Consider the following 15,954-nt stretch of genomic DNA (forward strand, 5'->3'; position numbering starts at 1 on the left):
GGCCGCAAAAGTCAGGCCAGGCGCAGCCGGTTGTGCAGCGCCCACGCACCCACCCCGACGACCAGCGCGGCCAATGCCACGAACAGGCCTGCCTCGATCACCTGGAACGACCAGAACCGCTCGTCCGGCTGAAACCCCACCTCGCGCACGACTCCCTGCGCCCGCATGCACTCGGTGATGGTCGTGTCGCATCCCGCCGGGGAGAAGGACACGGGGTTGCCTGCTGCATCCACATAGGACGATTCGACGATCCACGCGCCGGCGGGCAGCTCGTCGCTCGTCGACGTGATCGGGGTCGCGTAGGCCGGCCGCAGGGCGTTGCCGACCACGGCGATCGCCGGGACGTACGCGATCACGGTGATCACCATGGCGGCCAGCGTGTTGCGCGCCAGCAGACCGAAGGTCGCGCTGAGTGTGAAGGCCAGCGCCGTGTAGGCGCCGAGCGCGAGGCCCTGGATCTCGAACGTCGGCGTCACCAGCCTGCCGCCGAACATCACGGCCTGCAGCGGCACGGAGGACCACGCGTTGAGCAGTCCGAGCAGGGTCATGCCGGTGACGACCGGCAGTCCCGCCACCACGATCTTGGTGGCCCACCACCGGGTGCGGCCGATCGACTGGGTCAGTCCGAACACGTGCGTCCCGTGTTCGATCTCGCGGCCGAAGAGCGGTGCGCCGGCGAACATGCCGAGCAACACCGGCAACGCGAGCAGCACGAGCCGCAGGTAGTTGATGTACGTGCCGTACCGGTCGTCGAGGAGCTGCTCGTCGGTGATCGACTGCGCGTCGAACCGGACGAACGTCATCAACGCCGCCAGTCCGGCGACGATGCCGAGGCTGAGGAGGATCTGCAGCCGTTGCTGCCGCCACGCCACCCAGGTCATGCCGTCACCTTCTTCGCGGAACGCAGGTATGCCAGTGCCAGTTCTTCGAGCGACGGCTCGTTGTTGTCCCAGCCGGGGGCGTTGGAGGTGCGGGCGAGCACGGTCGCCTGCCGACCGGTCGTGCGCGCCTCGACCACGCCGTCAGGCAGCACCAGCTCTCGCGAGCCGACCAGAACCCGGTGCTGCGTCAGCAGATCCTCGACGTCGCCCTGCAACTGGACCTGTCCGCCGGACAACAGCAGCAGGTGATCGCACACCCCGTCGAGGTCGGCGATCACGTGCGAGGACAGCAGCACGGTCATGCCCGTCTCGGCGACCTCGGCCAGCACGGCCTGCATGACCTCCTGTCGGGCAACGGGATCGAGGTCGGCCAACGGCTCGTCGAGCATCAGCAGTTCGGGACGCCTGCCCATCGCGACGGCGAGCGCGACCCGCGTGCGCTGGCCGCCGGACAGCGTGCCGACCTTCGCGTCGAACGGCACGTCCGCCTCACGCACGAGCCGGTGGGCGTACTGGTCGTCCCAGCCGGGGTTCAGCTTCGCGCCCGCCCGCAGCATCTCCTCGACGGTGAACCCCTTGTACAGCGGCTTGTCCTGCCCGAGGAACGCGAGCTGCCGGTTCGCACCGTGCTTGCCGGGCACCTGTCCCAGCACCCGGATCTCCCCGCTCGTCGGCCGCATCAGTCCCGTGGCGAGGCGCATGAGCGTGCTCTTGCCCGCTCCGTTGGGTCCGATCAGTGCCGAGATCCGACCGGCGGGCAGCTGGAACGTGCAGTCGCGCAGCCCCCAGCCGCGTCGGTAGCGCAGGGTGAGCGCCGTCGCGTCGAGCGCGATCGTGGTCAACGTCATTCTCCTTCGTAGTGCAGGTCCAGTTGTGCTTTGACGAGTGCCTCGACGTACTCGCGGTCCAGTCCGTCCTCCCGTGCCCGCTTCATCCACCCGGCCAGTTCCTCCCGCAACTGGTCCGCGTCCGGCTGAGTCAGCGCCGCGGACACGAAGGTCCCCACGCCGCGGCGGCCCTCCACCAGCCCCGCGAGCTCCAGCTCCCGGTACGCCTTCAGCACGGTGTTCGGGTTGATCGAGGTCGTGGCCACGACCTCCTTCACCGTGGGCAGCTGGTCTCCCGGCTGCAGCAGCCCCAGGCGCAACGCGTGCTTGGTCTGGCTGACCAGCTGCTGGTAGGCGGCCACGCCGGAGCGGCGGTCGATCCGGAACTCGATCACCAATGCCTCTTTATCTAGTTAACTAGTTAAACCACTATCTACCCGTCGGAGGCCCGCCGTCAAGATCGGTGACCCGTGACAGGATCGAGTCATGACCGACCTGCACGAGCTCTACCGCGACCTGCACCGCCACCCCGAACTGTCGCTGCAGGAGTTCCGCACCGCCGGAGTGCTCGCGGATGCGCTGCGGCCGTTGGGCTTCGACGTCACCACCGAGGTGGGCGGCACGGGCGTTGTCGGCGTACTGCGCAATGGCGACGGTCCGGTCGTGATGCTCCGCGCGGACATGGACGCGCTGCCGGTCGAGGAGAAGACCGGACTGCCTTACGCCTCGACCACGCGGGCGACCAACTCCGACGGCGAAGAGGTGCCCGTGGCGCACGCGTGCGGGCACGACATGCACGCCACGTGTCTCATCGGGGCGGCCGAGCAACTCGCACGGGCTCGCGCGGAGTGGTCGGGAACCCTGCTCGTGGTCTTCCAGCCCGCCGAGGAGTTGGGCAGCGGCGCGCGGGCCATGGTCGAGGACGGGCTGTTCGACCGGTTCGGCAAGCCGGACGTCGTGCTGGCACAGCACGTCGGGCCGTTGCCCGCCGGGTTCATCGCGCACGGCAGCGGGCCGGTGATGGCGGCGTCCGACTCGGCGCGGATCACGTTGTTCGGACGGGGTGGGCACGGTTCGGCGCCTGAGACGGCTGTTGATCCGGTGTTGATGGCCGCGCATGTTGTCGTGCGGCTGCAGGGGATCGTCTCGCGCGAGATCTCACCGTCGGAGCGTGCGGTCGTCACGGTCGGACGGTTGCAGGCGGGCACCAAGGAGAACGTGATTCCGGAGACGGCCGAGATCGGGGTGAACATCCGGTCGTTCAACGAGCACATCGCCGGCATCGTGCGCAGTGCCGTCGAACGGATCGTGCGTGCGGAGGCGGCGGCGTCCGGGGCGCCGCGTGAGCCGGAGATCGAGTGGCACGGCGGCACACCGGTGCTGGTGTCGGACGAAAGCGCGACCGGCAGGACGGTGGCCGCGTTCACCGAGCACTTCGGCGCGGAGCGGCTGATTCCCGGTGCGACGGTCAACGCCAGCGAGGACGCCGGCGTGTTCGGCTCGGCCGCGGGCGTGCCGACGGTGTTCTGGTTCTTCGGCGGCATCGACTTCTCGAACTGGGAATCCGGCCGGGCCGTCGCGATGAACCACTCCCCCGAGTTCGCCCCGGACATCGAGCCGACGCTGACGACCGGGGTCGGCGCGCTGGTCGTCGCCGCGCGGGAGTGGCTCAGGAACTAGCGATGCCGTCGTACATCACGCGCCGGACCGCCTCGCTGAGCGCGCGCTGGTCTTCCGGTGTGCGCAGCGTGGTGATCGCCGAGCCGAGGATCATGCCGTTGATGGCCCTGGCGGTGTTGCCGACGTCGAGGTCGGCGCGCAGGTAGCCCAGCTCGACCCCGTGCGACAGGTACGCGGCGGTCATCGCGGCGGCCAGGTCGAACAGGTCGAGGATGCGTTCGGCCATGGCCCGGTCGATGCCCGGCGCCTCGAACAGCAGCAGCCGCGGGACGCGCGGGTCCTCGCCGAAGATGCGGGCCAGCGACTCGCCGATGCGCGCGGACTGCTCGCGGTACTCGGCGAGCGTCGACACCGCGTCCGGCGCGTTCTCCGCGGTCAGGGCGCCGGTGATGCGCGCGACCAGCTCGTCCACGACGTGGTCGACGATGTCCCGCTTGTTCTGGAAGTAGCGGTAGAACGTGCCGTGCCCGATGCCGAGGCGCGTGGCCACGTCGGCGATGCCGGTGGCGTGGTAGCCCCGTTCGGCGAAGCAGTCGAAGGCCGCGTCGATGATCTCGCGGCGCAGTTCCTGCTTCTTGCGCTCGGCGCGGCTGACCGGTTCGGCACTGGACGTCATGCGCTCAAGTCTATGACCTGCGGACACTTGTGATCACCTGAGAACTGACATACGGTTCCGGAACTGACACGCGATTCCGTTGTGGCGAGGAGGTCGGGATGGCCCCCCAGTACGACGCGGTGGTCGTCGGCGCCGGGTTCGGCGGTATGGGCGCGGCGATCGAGCTCAAGCGGCTCGGCCACCACGACCTGCTGATCCTGGAACGGGAGGACGACCTCGGCGGCACGTGGCACGTGAACCGCTATCCCGGCCTCGCCGTGGACATCCCGTCCTCGACCTACTCCTACTCGTTCGAACCGAATCCGCACTGGTCACGGCTGTTCGCGCCGGGCGAGGAGCTCAAGCGGTACGCCGAGCACGTGGCGGACAAGTACGACCTGCGTTCGTCGATGCGCTTCGGCGTGACGGTGACCGGCGCGAGCTGGCGGGACGATCACTGGGAGGTCGTCGCGGGCGGCGAGACGATCACCGCGCGATACCTGGTGACCGCCACGGGATTCCTGTCCATGCCGAAGAAGCCCGACATCGCGGGCATCGACGCGTTCGCGGGCAAGGTGATCCACACCGCCGCGTGGGAGCCGACGGACCTCACCGGCAAAAGGGTGGCGATCATCGGCACCGGCGCCACGGCCGTGCAGCTGATCCCCGAACTCGCGAAGTCCGCGGCCGCGTTGACGGTGTTCCAGCGGACGCCGATCTGGGTGAGCCCCAAGCCCGACTACCGGATCCCGCGGGCCGCCCGGACGGTGTTCGCACGGCTGCCGTTCGTCCAGCGGGCCGCGCGGTGGCTGGGCAGCTCGGTCCTCGAGCTGATGATGATCTCGGGAGTCGTGCACTACAGGCAGTTGCGCGTCGCGAACCGGCTGGCGGAGTGGTGGTGCCGCAAGCACTTGCACCGCCAGGTCCGCGATCCCGAACTGCGCCGCCAGCTCACGCCGGACTACTCGTTCGGTTGCAAGCGGCCAACGTTCTCCAACGACTACTTCCGCACGTTCACCAAACCGCACGTGCGCCTCGAAACGTCCACCGTCGAACGCGTCGACGCCACCGGTCTCGTGACCGCGAACCGCCGCGTGGACGTCGATGTTCTGGTCCTGGCAACGGGATTCAACCTCTGGGACACCAACTTCCCCGCGTTCCAGGTGATCGGCCGCGACGGCAGGGACCTCGGCGTGTGGTGGCGGCAGAACCGGTTCCAGGCCTACGAAGGCGTGACGGTGCCGGGCTTTCCGAACTACCTGTCGCTCAACAGTCCCTACTCCTACAGCGGACTGTCGTACTTCACGACGATCGAGTGCCAGATGAAGCACATCCGGCGGCTGTTCACCGCGATGCACTCACGCGACGCCTCGCTGTTCGAGGTCACCCAGCAGGCCAACGACGAGTTCCTCGACCGCATGCGCACGAAGGTCACGCGGAACTCGGTGTTCTCGCTCGGCCACTGCGCCACCGCGCACAGCTACTACTTCAACCAGCACGGTGAAGCCACCCTGCTCCGGCCGACCTCGACGATCAGCGCCCACCGGGCAGCGGACCGCTTCCCGGTGGAGCACTACACGTACGCGCCGGTCAACGAGCGTCAAGAGTCCGCTTGATGACGTCCAGGCCGCGCGTCATCGACTCGGCGATGGGCGCGGCCAGCCGGTCGGGCAGCACGTCCCGGGTCCACACCAGCCGGCAGCGCCGTTCGCCGTCGGGGAACGCCTGCATGGACGCGTTGTCGTGCTCCGGTTCCACGGAGCCGCCAACGATCGAGTAGGCGATTCGGCGTGCGTCGTCGTCGACACCGATCCGCCGTTCCCTGACCACCGTGCCGTCGGCGAACGTGACGGTCCGATAGTCGCCTTCTGCCTGTGTGTCCACCACGAACCCCGGTGCCATCCGCGACGGGCCGGTGGCGAACTCGCCGATCACCTTCCACACGTCGTCGGCGCTGGACTCGATCACGACTTCAATGCTGATGGACGCCATCACGCCACCAGACACAGCAGGTGGCCCTGCGGGTCGGCCAGGACGGTCCACTGCCCGTCGCCGGGCTGGAACTCCGGTTTGGTGGCACCGAGTTCGAGCAGCTGCTTGACCGCGAGGTCGACGTCGGCGACCTGGAAGTCCAGGTGCGCCTGCTTGTCCGAGCCGGGCCACGCGGGTGGCTGGTAACCGGGCACGCGGACGAGGGCGAGCTGCACGCCGTCCTCGCCCAGGTAGACGGAGTCGTCGTCGCTCGAGGTGACCTTCCACCCGGTGACCGCGCGGTAGAACTCGGCCAGCGGACCGGGGTCGGCGCAGTCGAGGACGATCGTGGTGAGCTGAGCCAGGGCCGGCATGGTGTTTCGCTCCTTCTGGGTTGACGCGCACCAGCCTGCATCGACGTCGCCCGCCGGGTCTTGAACATCCTTGCGCCGAAAATTGTCAGACCCCGCCCCTAGCCTGAAGGGGTGCTCTCCTTCAACGCTCTCGCGGCACGTCCGGAGTTCACCGTGGCCGCGGTGGACTGCCGCGACGACCACCGCGGTTGGTCGGCCGAGCAGCCGCGCGCGGACGTGCGGCTCGTGCTCGTGCGCAGCGGTGGGTTCCGCCGCCGGGTCCGCGGCATGTGCACCGATCTCGACCGGACGGTCGGTTATCTCGGGCTGCCCGGCGAGGAGGAGCACTTCAGCCATCCCGCCGGCGGCGACGTGTGCACGTCGATCAGCATGAGACCCGACCTGTGGCGTTCTCTGGCAGGCGATGCGGCGCGGTTGGCGGGTTCGACGCTGTACGTGGACGGGAAGCTCGACCTGGCCCATCGACGGCTGCTGGCGGCCGACGCCGACAGCGCCGCCGAGGGGTTGGTCGGCCTGGTGGCGCAGGCCGTCCAGCAGGTGGTCACCACGACGGTCCCCGGCGGCCCCGGCGACTCGGCACTGGTCGCGAAGGCTCGTACCGTGATCGGTGACGACCATCCGGCATCGGCGAACCTGATCCCGCTCGCCGAACTGCTCGGCGTCTCGCCCTACCGGTTGAGCCGCGCCTTCAGCCGCGAGCTCGGGGTGTCGTTGACCCGCTATCGCAACGGGGTTCGCGTCGCTCGCGCACTGGATCGACTGGAGCAGGGCGAGCCGAGCCTCGCCGCGCTCGCCGCCGATCTGGGGTTCTCCGACCAGGCCCATCTGTGCCGGACCGTGCGCGAGCACCTCGGCCACACGCCAACCGCACTGCGCAGACTTCTCGGGGCAAATCGAACATCGAGCCCGACAAAGGAATCTTCGGCAGCAATCCGTCCAAACGCGATCGAATAGCGAGGTGTGAACAAGTCAGCTGCAGTCCGGTTCGACTGTCCGCGAGCGGCGGCACCGCGCCGCACACCTGGTCCGCCACCGGTCCGCCACCGGCCTGTCGATCAACTCGGGCACCGACACCATCTCCGGCACGCCCACCGCCGCCGGTTCCTCGACCGTCTCGGTGACCGCCAAGGACAGCACCGGCAAGAGCGGCTCCGCGTCGTTCAGCTGGACCGTCGGCACGAGCGGCGGCGCCTGTTCCGGCCAGAAGATCGCCAACCCGGGCTTCGAGTCCGGCACCGCCTCCTGGACGGCCACCTCGGGCGTCATCGGCCAGCACAGCGCCCAGCCCGCCCGCTCCGCCACGCGGTCGTCCTGGCTGAACGGCAAGGGCTCGTCGAACACCGCCTCGCTGTCCCAGTCGGTGACGATCCCCGCCGGCTGCAAGGCGTCGCTGACGTTCTACCTGCACATCGACACCAATAAGACCGGCAGCACCGTCTGGGACAAGCTGACGGTCACCGCAGGCAGCACCACGCTCGGCACGTTCTCGAACACGAACGCCGCGGCAGGCTACGTGCTCAAGACGTTCGACGTGTCCTCCTTCGCAGGTCAGACGGTGACCTTCAAGTTCACCGGCGCGGAGGACAGCTCGCTGCAGACGTCGTTCGTGATCGACGACACGGCACTCACCCTCAGCTGAATCACCTAGCCTGAGCACCTCGAAAGCGAGGGGTGCTCATGAACAAGCAGGCCTACGCGGTTGCCGCGATCGTCGACTCGATCGCGGCAACCGTGCGCCGCTTCCGACCCGCGCGCGTCGTCACCAAGCCAGCGCTGATGCCCGCACTAGCCGCCGCCAGCCCTCCCCGCGACCCCGGCATGGCACTCGGCCTCGCCGGCTCGTGGGCAGGCGACATCGCCCTGCTCGGCGACTCGGACCGCGCCTTCCGCACCGGCCTCGCCAGCTTCCTGGTGGCGCACATCGGTTACACGGCCGCCCTCGCCCGGCGCTCATCACCGGGTTCCCGCAAGGCCGTGGTGCCGATCGTCGCGGCGTCGTCCGCAGCGGCCTTCGCTTTCGCCCGCGCGGCAGGCCCTCTCGGCCGCCCGGTGGGCCTCTACGCCCTGACTCTCGGCACGATGGTCGCCGCCGCCTCATCCGTCCGCGGACCGGGCGCACGCCGGGTTTTCGGTGGTGCGGCGCTGTTCGCGGTGTCGGACTCACTGCTCGGCGCCAGCCGGTTCGTCCTCACGGGACGGGCGGCCCAGATGGCGGCGGCCGGGGTCATGCCGACCTACGCGGCCGCGCAGTGGCTGATCCACACGGGGTTCGAGGCGTCCGGCGACCCCGCGTGAAAACCCGTTGGATGCCCTGTGCTAACGTTCTTCATGTCGGAAACGCGAGTGCCCGACACACAAACAAGCGCCGCTAGCTCAGTTGGTTAGAGCAGCTGACTCTTAATCAGCGGGTCCGGGGTTCGAGTCCCTGGCGGCGTACTCCAGAGAAGCAGGTTGAGATTCGTCTCGACCTGCTTCTTTGCATTTTCCGACCCCATCTTCATTCTCCGTTTCGTCGTTGTGGATCATGGTTTGTGAGCCCGAGGTGAGCCCGAGACGCGGATGATCTTCGATCGCCGGATGGTCCGGCAGCACGCGGACCGAGGCGACCTTGCGCGGCACGAGGCGGGCGATCCCCTCAGCAGTCTTGCGGGCGACCTGCGGCAGCACGCCTGTGTAGGTGTCCGCGGTAATGGTGATCGAGGAGTGCCGCAGCATGCTGGACACGACCTTCATGTCCGCGCCTGAAGCCAGCGCGAAGGTCGCGGCGCCGTGCCGAAGGTCGTGCAGCCGGATCGGCGGCAAGCCAGCTTGCTCGACAAGCTTGTTGAACAGGTCGGTGACGTCAGCCGGGTGCAACGGTGATCCATCCGGCTCGGTGAACATCAGACCGAGGTCGACCCACGCGTCGCCCGCCGCGTCACGCTCACGTTGCTGCCGTGAGCGGTGAGCGCGCAGCTCCAGAACCGTCCCGCGGTCGAGCGTGATGATCGCCACGCTGCTGTCCGTCTTCGGAGTACCGAACTCGGTTTCCCAGCCGACCTGCAACAGCTGGAATCGAATCGCGAGTGTCGCCGCTTCCTCATCGAGATCAACCCAATACTGTCCGAGTCCTTCACCTCGGCGCAGTCCGGCGTGGGCGAGCAGGTGGAAGAACGCGTACAGCCGGTGGTGCGCGATGAAGTCGAGGAACGCGCCTGTCTGCTCCGGCGTCCAGACCATCACCTTGCCAGGGATCTCCCCCGTCTCCAGCCAGCGCGCCACACGGGCTTCGGTCCAGATGAGCGGCTTCGGACGCACCTCCGGCGGCAGCTCGACCCTAACGGCGGGGTTGAGGGTGATTAGCCCGTCGCCGTGCATCGCGTCGTTGAGGCCCTTGCACGCCGTGGCGACGATCCGGTGCATCGAAGCGATACCGACCGGACGCCGGTACCTCACCAGCGCGCGGTGGTCTGGGTCCGGGCTGTTGCGCAGCTCCTCGATCCGCTCGTTGAACTCCTCGATGCGCTCGAACATGAGCGTGAAGTCGGCGCTCTCCAGCTCATCGAGCCAGATGTCGCCGAGGTACGGCACGAGGTACAGACGGATGTGGGACTCGTAGCTGCGTCGGGTGTTCTTCGAGATGCCCTTCCGCTTCGGCAACCACTCCAGGAAGTACGGGCCGACCTGGATGCGATCGCGCAGGCCGCCCTTCGGCCGCACCCGGCGACGCACAGTGTCCTCGTCGGGGATCGGCGTCTGGTTCCTGAGCGCCTCCGCGATGAGGTCACCGACCTGTGTCAGCGCCTTGGTGTCACCGGACCTCGGGATCGCGAGGAGACGTCGAACGAGGTCGAGTTCGTCCTGCGCCGCGGTCTCGGAGTCGAAGGTCGTGCGGCGGCGAGGGCGCCGTTCACCGTTCGCGTCTGCGGGAAGCTCGATGCGGTAGCCCCACGTGCCGTGCTCGCTCCTGCGCAGTTTCGGACAGGACTGGCCGAACAGCTTGTTCGTCGCCGGGTTGCGGCACGAACAGCGCTTGAAGGTGGAACCGAGCGCGACGCCCTTCGACGCGTCAGGCGTTCTGGATTGCATGCCTATGATGCTCGCGCTGCGGGCTGCGCCCGAGCGAGCCCGAGAAATGGGTGAACTTGGCCCGAGACATAGGGATCCGTTCGTGTCGAGTGTGGACTGTCAGTTACGAGTTCGGCGCTTGTGGATCACCTTCGCCACGATCGGCTGCGGTTGCGAACTCGGAGCCGACGGCCGTGGAGCCGCTTCGAGTCCAAGTTCCCGCCGCAACTCGGCGGTCGGAACGCGGTAGGCGGAACCGACTCGCACAACGCGACAAGGGAACTCACCTTTGCGCGCCAGCGCGTACGAAGTCGTACGTCCGAGTCCGAAAGCCCGGCCGGCGACGACGATGTCGACGACGGCAGGCAGCGCCATGACTTCGGCGACGGTCAACGGCTTGGCTGCCACGGTGCCACCTCATTCCTGCTCCGCAAAGCGGGCTATCGCAAGATCGTGGAACGCGGGGTTGAGGTCGATGCCTATGTACGAGCAACCGAGCTGCCGCGCAGCCAGTCCCGTTGTCGCCGTGCCGCTGAACGGGTCGAGCACGACGCCGCCCGGCGGGCACCCGAGTCCGATCGCCCGCCGTGCGATCTCGATCGGTCCCACCGCGGTGTGTTCGCGATAGGGCTGAGCGGGCACGCTCCACACGTCCCCGAGTGGTGCATCGGTAGGTGCGAAGTAGTGGTCCTTCGATGTCGCGAACAGGAAGACGGACTCGTAGCAGGTGCCGAGCCGGTCGCGCACGCACTCGGGCCGGGCGTTCGGCTTGTGCCAGACGACCGCGTTCCGCAGCACCCAGCCGTCTTCCTGCAACGCGAACGCCGCCCGCCACGGAACTCCGATCAGGCTCTTCCGCAGCGCTCGGGACTGAGGTGGCCGATGAGTGCCGTGGCGACGCCGTCGGACCTCGTCGCTTGCAGTAGGTGCGGTCGAGCCGACGGCGACGTAGTTTCCCCACGAGCCGCCGTAGGAGTCGCCGAGGTTCAGCCAGCAGGTTCCCTGCGGTGTCAGCACTCGGCGCACCTCGGCGAACACCAGTCGCAGGACATGTACGTAGTCCTCGACGAGCGACTCGTGTCCGTACTGTCCCTGCACCCCGTAGTCGCGGTGCCCCCAGTACGGCGGTGAGGTCACCACGCAGTCGACGGAGCATCCGTCCAGCTGGCGCAGCACCTGCAACGCATCACCGATGTGAAGCTCAACGCCGGTGCTTCGGTAGTAGAGCGAGCCATCACTCACGCTGCACTCCTCATCACGTCCGGCGTGACACCGACGAAGTTCCGACCGAGCTGTCGTGCCGCGACCGCTGTCGTTCCTTTCGAGCAGAACGGGTCGAGAACGGTGCCGCCTGGTGGACACGTCGCCGCGATGCACCGAAGGGTCAGCCGCAAACAACCTCCTCGGTTGCCATCTCTTTCTACCGACCACACGTCCCCAGGCCTCTTCGCGCGCAGTTCGCGCACACCCGTTCCCGAGGTCTCACCGAGTGCATCGAGGTCGAAGTAGTAGGTCCGCTCCTTCACGAGCAGGAAGAGGAGCTCGTGCGCCGAGCCAAGGCGTCGCTCTTCACGCTCTAGCGATATGGACCGCTGCAGAACGACGGCGTTGCGCACGATCCAGCCGTCCGCCTGCAACGCGAGCGCCGCACGCCAAGGCATGCCCGCCAACTCGTCGCGTTGCCCGGTATCCGCCAACCGCAGCCACACGCTGCCGGTCTTCGCGAGCACGCGCCGAAGCTCGCCGAACTTCCTCCGGAGGTTGATGACGCCATCTCGCCCTATGGCGGACGCTGGCCACGCGATCACGCAGTTCACAGACTCGCCGGCCAAGGCTTGGAGGGCCTCCAAGTTCCGCGCCGTCATGCCACTCGCCGCCAGCTGTCCTGCACGACACCGTCTACATCCGCGCAGGCGAAGCTCTCCTCGCCGAGAGGCGTTGCGACTGCTTCCGCTGCCGCGAGTTCGGCGTCGTGCGCGAGCTGGAAGATGAGCACCTCGTGGTGCGCGTTGAGCGCCATCGGCGCGCCGGCGGTCCGCGCCTGAGAGGCGACACGGCGCTCAGCGAGCGAGGCGTGCGTAACGAGTCGACTGCCACGCAGCTCCGCAGTCAGCGCAATGCACCGCTCGATCGGTGTCAGCCCGGCTGAGGTCCCAGCGGCGATGAGCGAGGTGGTCAGGTCGACCAGCGAGCCGTCTGAACGACGGTGAGGACGCGCGACGACTACGACGTGTCCGCCGGGACGCAAAAGCGGCTCGCAGTAGACCACCGTTCTGGCGAGTTCGGTGACGGACTCGATCGGGTCGCGATCCGGCGTGGTGCGCAGACCGGTCAGAACGAGTCCGACTCGTCCGATCAGCCCGGCCGCTCGGACAGTTGCGAGCGTCTTCGGCCGGGCATCGAGAACAGAGCCATCCTGCCAGGCGCCCGCGGTCTTCGCGGCGGTGACGTTGGCCCTGGCGAGCGTCCACCACTGCTTGCGGACTGTCAGTCCGAGCGCATGACGGCCGGCGCGCAGCGCCTCGGTCAGCACGGTGCCCGCGCCGCAGTCAGGGTCCAGGACAAGGTCGCCGGGGCGCGTGTACATCGCGATCGCGTGTGCAGCGACAGCAGGTGGAATTCGCTCGCTGTCCGACTCGGTACCGGCGACATAGCCAGCCTCACGCAGCTGCGCCCGAGCGTTGCGCTGCCCGGTCGGCCATACCGACGTGACACGGTCGTTCATCGGCGGTCGCCTCCCGACGCGGCAGCGCCAGCCGAGTCGGTTGGCCGCCCGAAGACCAGAAGGTCGTCGTGCACCTCGCTGTGCCGGATCGGTGTCGCAAGCCGAACTGGAGAGGGCGCCCCAGGCGTTCCCGCAGCCGTCGCACTGGTGCGCAGAACGTCGCGGACAGGCACACGCAGCAGGGCGATGCGATCGACGTAGCGCAGTCCGGCGTCGTGCGCGGCGCGCACCAGTTGGCCCGCGGGATCAACGAACCGACCACCGGAGCGGGCACCACGGGTAATGACGACGAGAACGCCGGCCGGAGTGAGCCGATCCGCCCAGTCAGCCGGACGGAACCAGTCGAAGGTGTGCGGTTCGGCCGCGACGAGCACGAGGTCGTAGCGGTCAGCATTCGGACTCTCGGGGCACGACCGGGGTCCGGATTCGGACTCGAACGGGCCGCTCCGGCGGTGCCCGTCGACCGTGACGACGGACGCGACAACCGTGTGCGTCTGGACGCTGCGGCCAAGTCGGACGACGGTCCAACCCGCTTCGCGGAGTCCGGCGTACGGGCCGTGCTGGAGCTGACCGCCACCCGCTGTTGCTGACGGCGCGAGGTACGGCCGGACGGTGCGGCGCACCGAGCGTCCAGGCGATTCCGGGCATGGGATTGTCGAGCCACTTCAGCAGTCTCATCGTGCGCAAGTCGACGATCGCCCGCCAGCGTCCGGGTGTTGCCTCGGCCGCGAGGACCTGTTGCGCGAGCAGGACTGGCGTGGGCGGCGGCGCTGCTGGCACGCTTTCGGCAGGTCCGATGTCGTGGGTGATTCCACGGACGATGAGCTCAACCCTGCCGCCGGGAGTCTTCACCTCGACGCAGCGGCACGCGAAGTGCACCGCCCGCCGCTCACCGTCGTCCCGGTTCACGGTCCACGTGGCCAGGTGCTCCGCGCCCTCCGTCGCGTTGACGATGAGCGCCAGAGCCTTCGCCTCATCCGCGTTCGTCGTCAGCCGCTGGTAGGCGAAGAGCTCAGCGAGGTCGTGCTCGTTCCGCCACTTGTCCGCCCTCGTCCCGTAGAGCCGGAGCAGATCGTCAGATCGGCTGCTGACGTGCCGCGTGAGGTTGATGTGCCAGGCGCCCGCGGGGGCGGATCTTCGTCCAGCGGTCCCACCCACAGGTAGACGCCGTGGACCAGACCGCCGTACGCGAGCAGCGGGTGACCGATCACGCGGCGTCTGCCGGTGGTGGTTCGAGCTTCGACCGACTGCCGGCTTTCAATCACGCGTGCGGTCACGCCCAGTGCGTCGGCGAGGAAAGGGCCCCGTCCGAGAACTGAACGAAGTGGAACCATGTTCTTCGGGTTGCTGCCGGCAGCCAGCACCGTCGGTTCGCACCGACTACCCCCGAACGTCTCGACCAACAACCAGTCAGCCGCCATCGCTCCGTCCCCCCGGTCGAAGATTGGCCTGCTCAGGCAGGCTATCTCCGCCAAGGGCCCTGCGCTTGGAGCTTCTCCAAGACGCTGATGGCGACGCCCTCGAATCATTCATTCGAGTGAACTCTTTAGTCGGCTTTCCGATGCCTCACAAAGCAGCGGCTGCCTCCGCGATGAGTTCCATCGACTCGCCGTCGCTGAGCGCCAGGTCCTGCAACGCCGTGAACCGCTGCGACACCTGCTCGATCTTGGAGGGTTCCTCCACGTACTCGCATCGCGAGAGCGTCTCGAGGTAGACGACGTCGTCGTGCTGGCGATGCGGGAAGCTCAGCCAGGTGAAGGGGCAGCCCATCGCCGGATACGCCCCCGCCGTCCGTGGCACCACCCGAAGGCTCACGTTCGGCTGATCGCTCACCTCCATGAGACGAAGCAGCTGCGCCTTCATGAGCCGCGGCCCACCCACGACGTGGTGCAGCACCGCCTCCGGGAAGACCGCCTCGACCGCCAGCGGATCGTTGCCGCCCGACCGGGACACCCACGACTCCCGCACACGAGCCATCACCGAGGCCTTCACCGGGTCGGCCCCGTGCCTCGCTGCATCCGTGTAGCCGACGAGTTGGAACACGCTCGGCACCATGTCCGTGGTGAACGTCCGTAGCAACGTTGCGTCAGCCACGAGGTGAGGGAAGTCCTCCGCCGGATCGAAGATCTCCGGCTCCGGTCGCGTGGTCGCCCTGAGATCCGCGGCGTGCTGGGACTGAGACATCACGAACTGCCACTCGGGTGTGGGCACCTTGTAGACGTATCCCAACGCCATGATGTCGACCGGCGCGGAAGGCTGCATCGCGTTCTCCATCATGGACAACTTGGCGCTGCTGAAACCCACGCGCCCACCCGCCTCGGTGAGACTGAGCTCAAGCTTGTTGCGCCAGCCGGCCAGCTTGCGCCCGACGGCTCGCTCAAGCGCTGTAGCTCGGAAGTCCTTAGGCATGAGGAGCTTGCCGTCTCACGAATTGTTGTGGTCCTGCGAGGACTCATCCGCCGCAGAAGGATCCTGGCCTGTGGCAGAGACATACAGTCCGGCCTTGAGCGCGTCCTCTCGCCGCTGCATCAGCCACACCTGGTCGAGGAGGAACGTCCCGAGAGTCATCAGCACCACGAAAAGAGCGCACTCCACCCAGTTCCGTGACGCGGCTGCCCAAAGAAATCCGCTGGTTCCACCAACCACAAGCACGGCAAGGATCACGAGTGCCGATGGGCGAGGCAGGTACCGCGGTCCGAACCCGATCCGTCGGTCGACCTCGTCCTGAACCGCTTGCCACAGGTTGCGGTCTTGATGGCGTCCCTTCTCGATCGCCTCGCTCAGTTGCGTTGCCACAGCCTTCACAGCCGCGGCGTCCAGCACGCGTGTTCCAACTTCGCCCATCACTCGGCTC

22 protein-coding genes, 1 tRNA gene and 1 pseudogene are annotated in these 15,954 nt (G+C 67.9%); 7 read left to right on the forward strand and 17 right to left on the reverse strand.

Annotated elements, in window-relative coordinates:
* Positions 1-11: 11 nt before the first annotated feature.
* Genes G7043_RS20060 through G7043_RS20070 form a run of 3 tightly spaced genes read right to left on the reverse strand, consistent with a single transcriptional unit; the run spans position 12 to position 2,103 of the window.
* Positions 12-881 (reverse strand): ABC transporter permease, encoded by an 870-nt coding sequence (locus G7043_RS20060; protein ID WP_166047518.1) that lies wholly within the window; start codon positions 879-881, stop codon positions 12-14.
* Positions 878-1,729 carry an ABC transporter ATP-binding protein gene (locus tag G7043_RS20065; protein WP_166047520.1) on the reverse strand — a complete coding sequence of 284 codons (852 nt, stop codon included), beginning with the start codon at positions 1,727-1,729 and terminating at the stop codon, positions 878-880. The genes G7043_RS20060 and G7043_RS20065 overlap by 4 nt, the downstream gene beginning before the upstream one ends.
* Positions 1,726-2,103, reverse strand: a complete 378-nt coding sequence (locus G7043_RS20070) for a GntR family transcriptional regulator (protein WP_166047522.1) — start codon at positions 2,101-2,103, stop codon at positions 1,726-1,728. The genes G7043_RS20065 and G7043_RS20070 overlap by 4 nt, the downstream gene beginning before the upstream one ends.
* Before the next feature lie 91 nt (positions 2,104-2,194).
* On the opposite strand from G7043_RS20070, the gene G7043_RS20075 reads away from it, so the two are divergent.
* Positions 2,195-3,388 carry an amidohydrolase gene (locus G7043_RS20075; RefSeq protein ID WP_166047524.1) on the forward strand — a complete coding sequence of 398 codons (1,194 nt, stop codon included), beginning with the start codon at positions 2,195-2,197 and terminating at the stop codon, positions 3,386-3,388.
* Here G7043_RS20075 and G7043_RS20080 read toward each other — a convergent pair.
* The gene (locus G7043_RS20080) at positions 3,378-4,004 is read right to left on the reverse strand and encodes a TetR/AcrR family transcriptional regulator (protein ID WP_166047526.1); all 627 of its coding nucleotides are present in this window, start codon (positions 4,002-4,004) and stop codon (positions 3,378-3,380) included. The genes G7043_RS20075 and G7043_RS20080 overlap by 11 nt on opposite strands.
* Positions 4,005-4,102: 98 nt before the next feature.
* Between G7043_RS20080 and G7043_RS20085 the strand changes: the two genes are divergently transcribed.
* Positions 4,103-5,599, forward strand: a complete 1,497-nt coding sequence (locus G7043_RS20085) for a flavin-containing monooxygenase (RefSeq protein WP_166047528.1) — start codon at positions 4,103-4,105, stop codon at positions 5,597-5,599.
* On the opposite strand, the gene G7043_RS20090 is transcribed toward G7043_RS20085, so the two are convergent.
* Both G7043_RS20090 and G7043_RS20095 read right to left on the reverse strand, forming a co-directional pair.
* Positions 5,574-5,975, reverse strand: coding sequence for an SRPBCC family protein (locus tag G7043_RS20090; RefSeq protein ID WP_166047530.1), 402 nt, complete (start codon positions 5,973-5,975; stop codon positions 5,574-5,576). The genes G7043_RS20085 and G7043_RS20090 overlap by 26 nt on opposite strands.
* Positions 5,975-6,328 (reverse strand): VOC family protein, encoded by a 354-nt coding sequence (locus tag G7043_RS20095; protein ID WP_166047532.1) that lies wholly within the window; start codon positions 6,326-6,328, stop codon positions 5,975-5,977. The genes G7043_RS20090 and G7043_RS20095 overlap by 1 nt, the downstream gene beginning before the upstream one ends.
* 111 nt (positions 6,329-6,439) lie before the next feature.
* Here G7043_RS20095 and G7043_RS20100 point away from each other — a divergent pair, with 111 nt between their 5' ends.
* Positions 6,440-7,282 carry a helix-turn-helix domain-containing protein gene (locus G7043_RS20100; RefSeq protein ID WP_166047534.1) on the forward strand — a complete coding sequence of 281 codons (843 nt, stop codon included), beginning with the start codon at positions 6,440-6,442 and terminating at the stop codon, positions 7,280-7,282.
* Between the two features lie 15 nt (positions 7,283-7,297).
* On the opposite strand, the gene G7043_RS49915 is transcribed toward G7043_RS20100, so the two are convergent.
* The gene (locus G7043_RS49915) at positions 7,298-7,456 is read right to left on the reverse strand and encodes a hypothetical protein (protein WP_313887981.1); all 159 of its coding nucleotides are present in this window, start codon (positions 7,454-7,456) and stop codon (positions 7,298-7,300) included.
* Here G7043_RS49915 and G7043_RS20105 point away from each other — a divergent pair.
* From G7043_RS20105 to G7043_RS20115, 3 genes are all read left to right on the forward strand, one after another.
* Entirely contained in the window at positions 7,404-7,967 is a 564-nt protein-coding gene (locus G7043_RS20105) for a putative Ig domain-containing protein (protein WP_313888016.1), read from the forward strand. The genes G7043_RS49915 and G7043_RS20105 overlap by 53 nt on opposite strands.
* Positions 7,968-8,005: 38 nt before the next feature.
* Positions 8,006-8,623, forward strand: coding sequence for a lysoplasmalogenase (locus tag G7043_RS20110; RefSeq protein ID WP_166047536.1), 618 nt, complete (start codon positions 8,006-8,008; stop codon positions 8,621-8,623).
* Positions 8,624-8,690: 67 nt separating this feature from the next.
* Positions 8,691-8,764, forward strand: a tRNA-Lys gene (locus G7043_RS20115).
* Here G7043_RS20115 and G7043_RS50390 read toward each other — a convergent pair.
* The 7 genes and pseudogenes from G7043_RS50390 to G7043_RS50395 all read right to left on the reverse strand — a co-directional run.
* Entirely contained in the window at positions 8,726-10,396 is a 1,671-nt protein-coding gene (locus G7043_RS50390) for a tyrosine-type recombinase/integrase (protein WP_166048211.1), read from the reverse strand. The two genes, G7043_RS20115 and G7043_RS50390, sit on opposite strands and share 39 nt — an antisense overlap.
* Positions 10,397-10,495: 99 nt before the next feature.
* Positions 10,496-10,783, reverse strand: coding sequence for a helix-turn-helix domain-containing protein (locus tag G7043_RS48385; protein WP_242642468.1), 288 nt, complete (start codon positions 10,781-10,783; stop codon positions 10,496-10,498).
* 9 nt (positions 10,784-10,792) lie between these two features.
* Positions 10,793-11,617: a DNA-methyltransferase gene (locus G7043_RS20130; protein WP_166047538.1), complete on the reverse strand. Its 825-nt coding sequence runs from the start codon at positions 11,615-11,617 to the stop codon at positions 10,793-10,795.
* Complete coding sequence (locus G7043_RS20135; RefSeq protein WP_166047540.1) at positions 11,614-12,240, reverse strand: DNA-methyltransferase; 627 nt, start codon at positions 12,238-12,240, stop codon at positions 11,614-11,616. Before G7043_RS20135 ends, G7043_RS20130 begins: the two co-directional genes overlap by 4 nt.
* Positions 12,237-13,100, reverse strand: coding sequence for a DNA methyltransferase (locus G7043_RS20140; RefSeq protein WP_166047542.1), 864 nt, complete (start codon positions 13,098-13,100; stop codon positions 12,237-12,239). Before G7043_RS20140 ends, G7043_RS20135 begins: the two co-directional genes overlap by 4 nt.
* Entirely contained in the window at positions 13,097-13,723 is a 627-nt protein-coding gene (locus G7043_RS20145; RefSeq protein ID WP_166047544.1) for a hypothetical protein, read from the reverse strand. Before G7043_RS20145 ends, G7043_RS20140 begins: the two co-directional genes overlap by 4 nt.
* A gap of 58 nt (positions 13,724-13,781) precedes the next feature.
* A pseudogene (locus tag G7043_RS50395) lies at positions 13,782-14,009 on the reverse strand (hypothetical protein); the annotation flags it as partial.
* Here G7043_RS50395 and G7043_RS20150 point away from each other — a divergent pair.
* On the forward strand, positions 13,921-14,103 hold the full coding sequence (locus G7043_RS20150) for a hypothetical protein (protein ID WP_166047546.1): 183 nt from the start codon (positions 13,921-13,923) through the stop codon (positions 14,101-14,103). The pseudogene G7043_RS50395 and the gene G7043_RS20150 overlap by 89 nt on opposite strands.
* Here G7043_RS20150 and G7043_RS50400 read toward each other — a convergent pair.
* The 3 genes from G7043_RS50400 to G7043_RS20165 form a co-directional block, all read right to left on the reverse strand.
* A complete protein-coding gene (locus G7043_RS50400; protein ID WP_390827520.1) occupies positions 14,090-14,629 on the reverse strand; it encodes a GAF domain-containing protein in 540 nt (179 codons plus the stop codon). The genes G7043_RS20150 and G7043_RS50400 overlap by 14 nt on opposite strands.
* A 37-nt stretch (positions 14,630-14,666) precedes the next feature.
* A complete protein-coding gene (locus G7043_RS20160) occupies positions 14,667-15,404 on the reverse strand; it encodes a DUF5753 domain-containing protein (RefSeq protein WP_166047550.1) in 738 nt (245 codons plus the stop codon).
* A gap of 120 nt (positions 15,405-15,524) precedes the next feature.
* Positions 15,525-15,923, reverse strand: a complete 399-nt coding sequence (locus G7043_RS20165) for a hypothetical protein (RefSeq protein ID WP_166047552.1) — start codon at positions 15,921-15,923, stop codon at positions 15,525-15,527.
* Between the last annotated feature and the right edge of the window lie 31 nt (positions 15,924-15,954).

It is taken from the genome of Lentzea alba, assembly GCF_011067745.1.
GTDB classification, from domain to species: domain Bacteria; phylum Actinomycetota; class Actinomycetes; order Mycobacteriales; family Pseudonocardiaceae; genus Lentzea; species Lentzea alba.

What these genes read in the sequence shown, in the direction of transcription:
- G7043_RS20060 (WP_166047518.1), bottom strand. Translation starts at nt 881, where the DNA reads ATGACCTGGGTGGCGTGGCGGCAGCAACGGCTGCAGATCCTCCTCAGC.
- G7043_RS20065 (WP_166047520.1), bottom strand. Translation starts at nt 1,729, where the DNA reads ATGACGTTGACCACGATCGCGCTCGACGCGACGGCGCTCACCCTGCGC.
- G7043_RS20075 (WP_166047524.1), top strand. Translation starts at nt 2,195, where the DNA reads ATGACCGACCTGCACGAGCTCTACCGCGACCTGCACCGCCACCCCGAA.
- G7043_RS20080 (WP_166047526.1), bottom strand. Translation starts at nt 4,004, where the DNA reads ATGACGTCCAGTGCCGAACCGGTCAGCCGCGCCGAGCGCAAGAAGCAG.
- G7043_RS20085 (WP_166047528.1), top strand. Translation starts at nt 4,103, where the DNA reads ATGGCCCCCCAGTACGACGCGGTGGTCGTCGGCGCCGGGTTCGGCGGT.
- G7043_RS20090 (WP_166047530.1), bottom strand. Translation starts at nt 5,975, where the DNA reads ATGGCGTCCATCAGCATTGAAGTCGTGATCGAGTCCAGCGCCGACGAC.
- G7043_RS20095 (WP_166047532.1), bottom strand. Translation starts at nt 6,328, where the DNA reads ATGCCGGCCCTGGCTCAGCTCACCACGATCGTCCTCGACTGCGCCGAC.
- G7043_RS20110 (WP_166047536.1), top strand. Translation starts at nt 8,006, where the DNA reads ATGAACAAGCAGGCCTACGCGGTTGCCGCGATCGTCGACTCGATCGCG.
- G7043_RS50390 (WP_166048211.1), bottom strand. Translation starts at nt 10,396, where the DNA reads ATGCAATCCAGAACGCCTGACGCGTCGAAGGGCGTCGCGCTCGGTTCC.
- G7043_RS20135 (WP_166047540.1), bottom strand. Translation starts at nt 12,240, where the DNA reads ATGACGGCGCGGAACTTGGAGGCCCTCCAAGCCTTGGCCGGCGAGTCT.
- G7043_RS20140 (WP_166047542.1), bottom strand. Translation starts at nt 13,100, where the DNA reads ATGAACGACCGTGTCACGTCGGTATGGCCGACCGGGCAGCGCAACGCT.
- G7043_RS20150 (WP_166047546.1), top strand. Translation starts at nt 13,921, where the DNA reads ATGAGCTCAACCCTGCCGCCGGGAGTCTTCACCTCGACGCAGCGGCAC.
- G7043_RS50400 (WP_390827520.1), bottom strand. Translation starts at nt 14,629, where the DNA reads ATGATTCGAGGGCGTCGCCATCAGCGTCTTGGAGAAGCTCCAAGCGCA.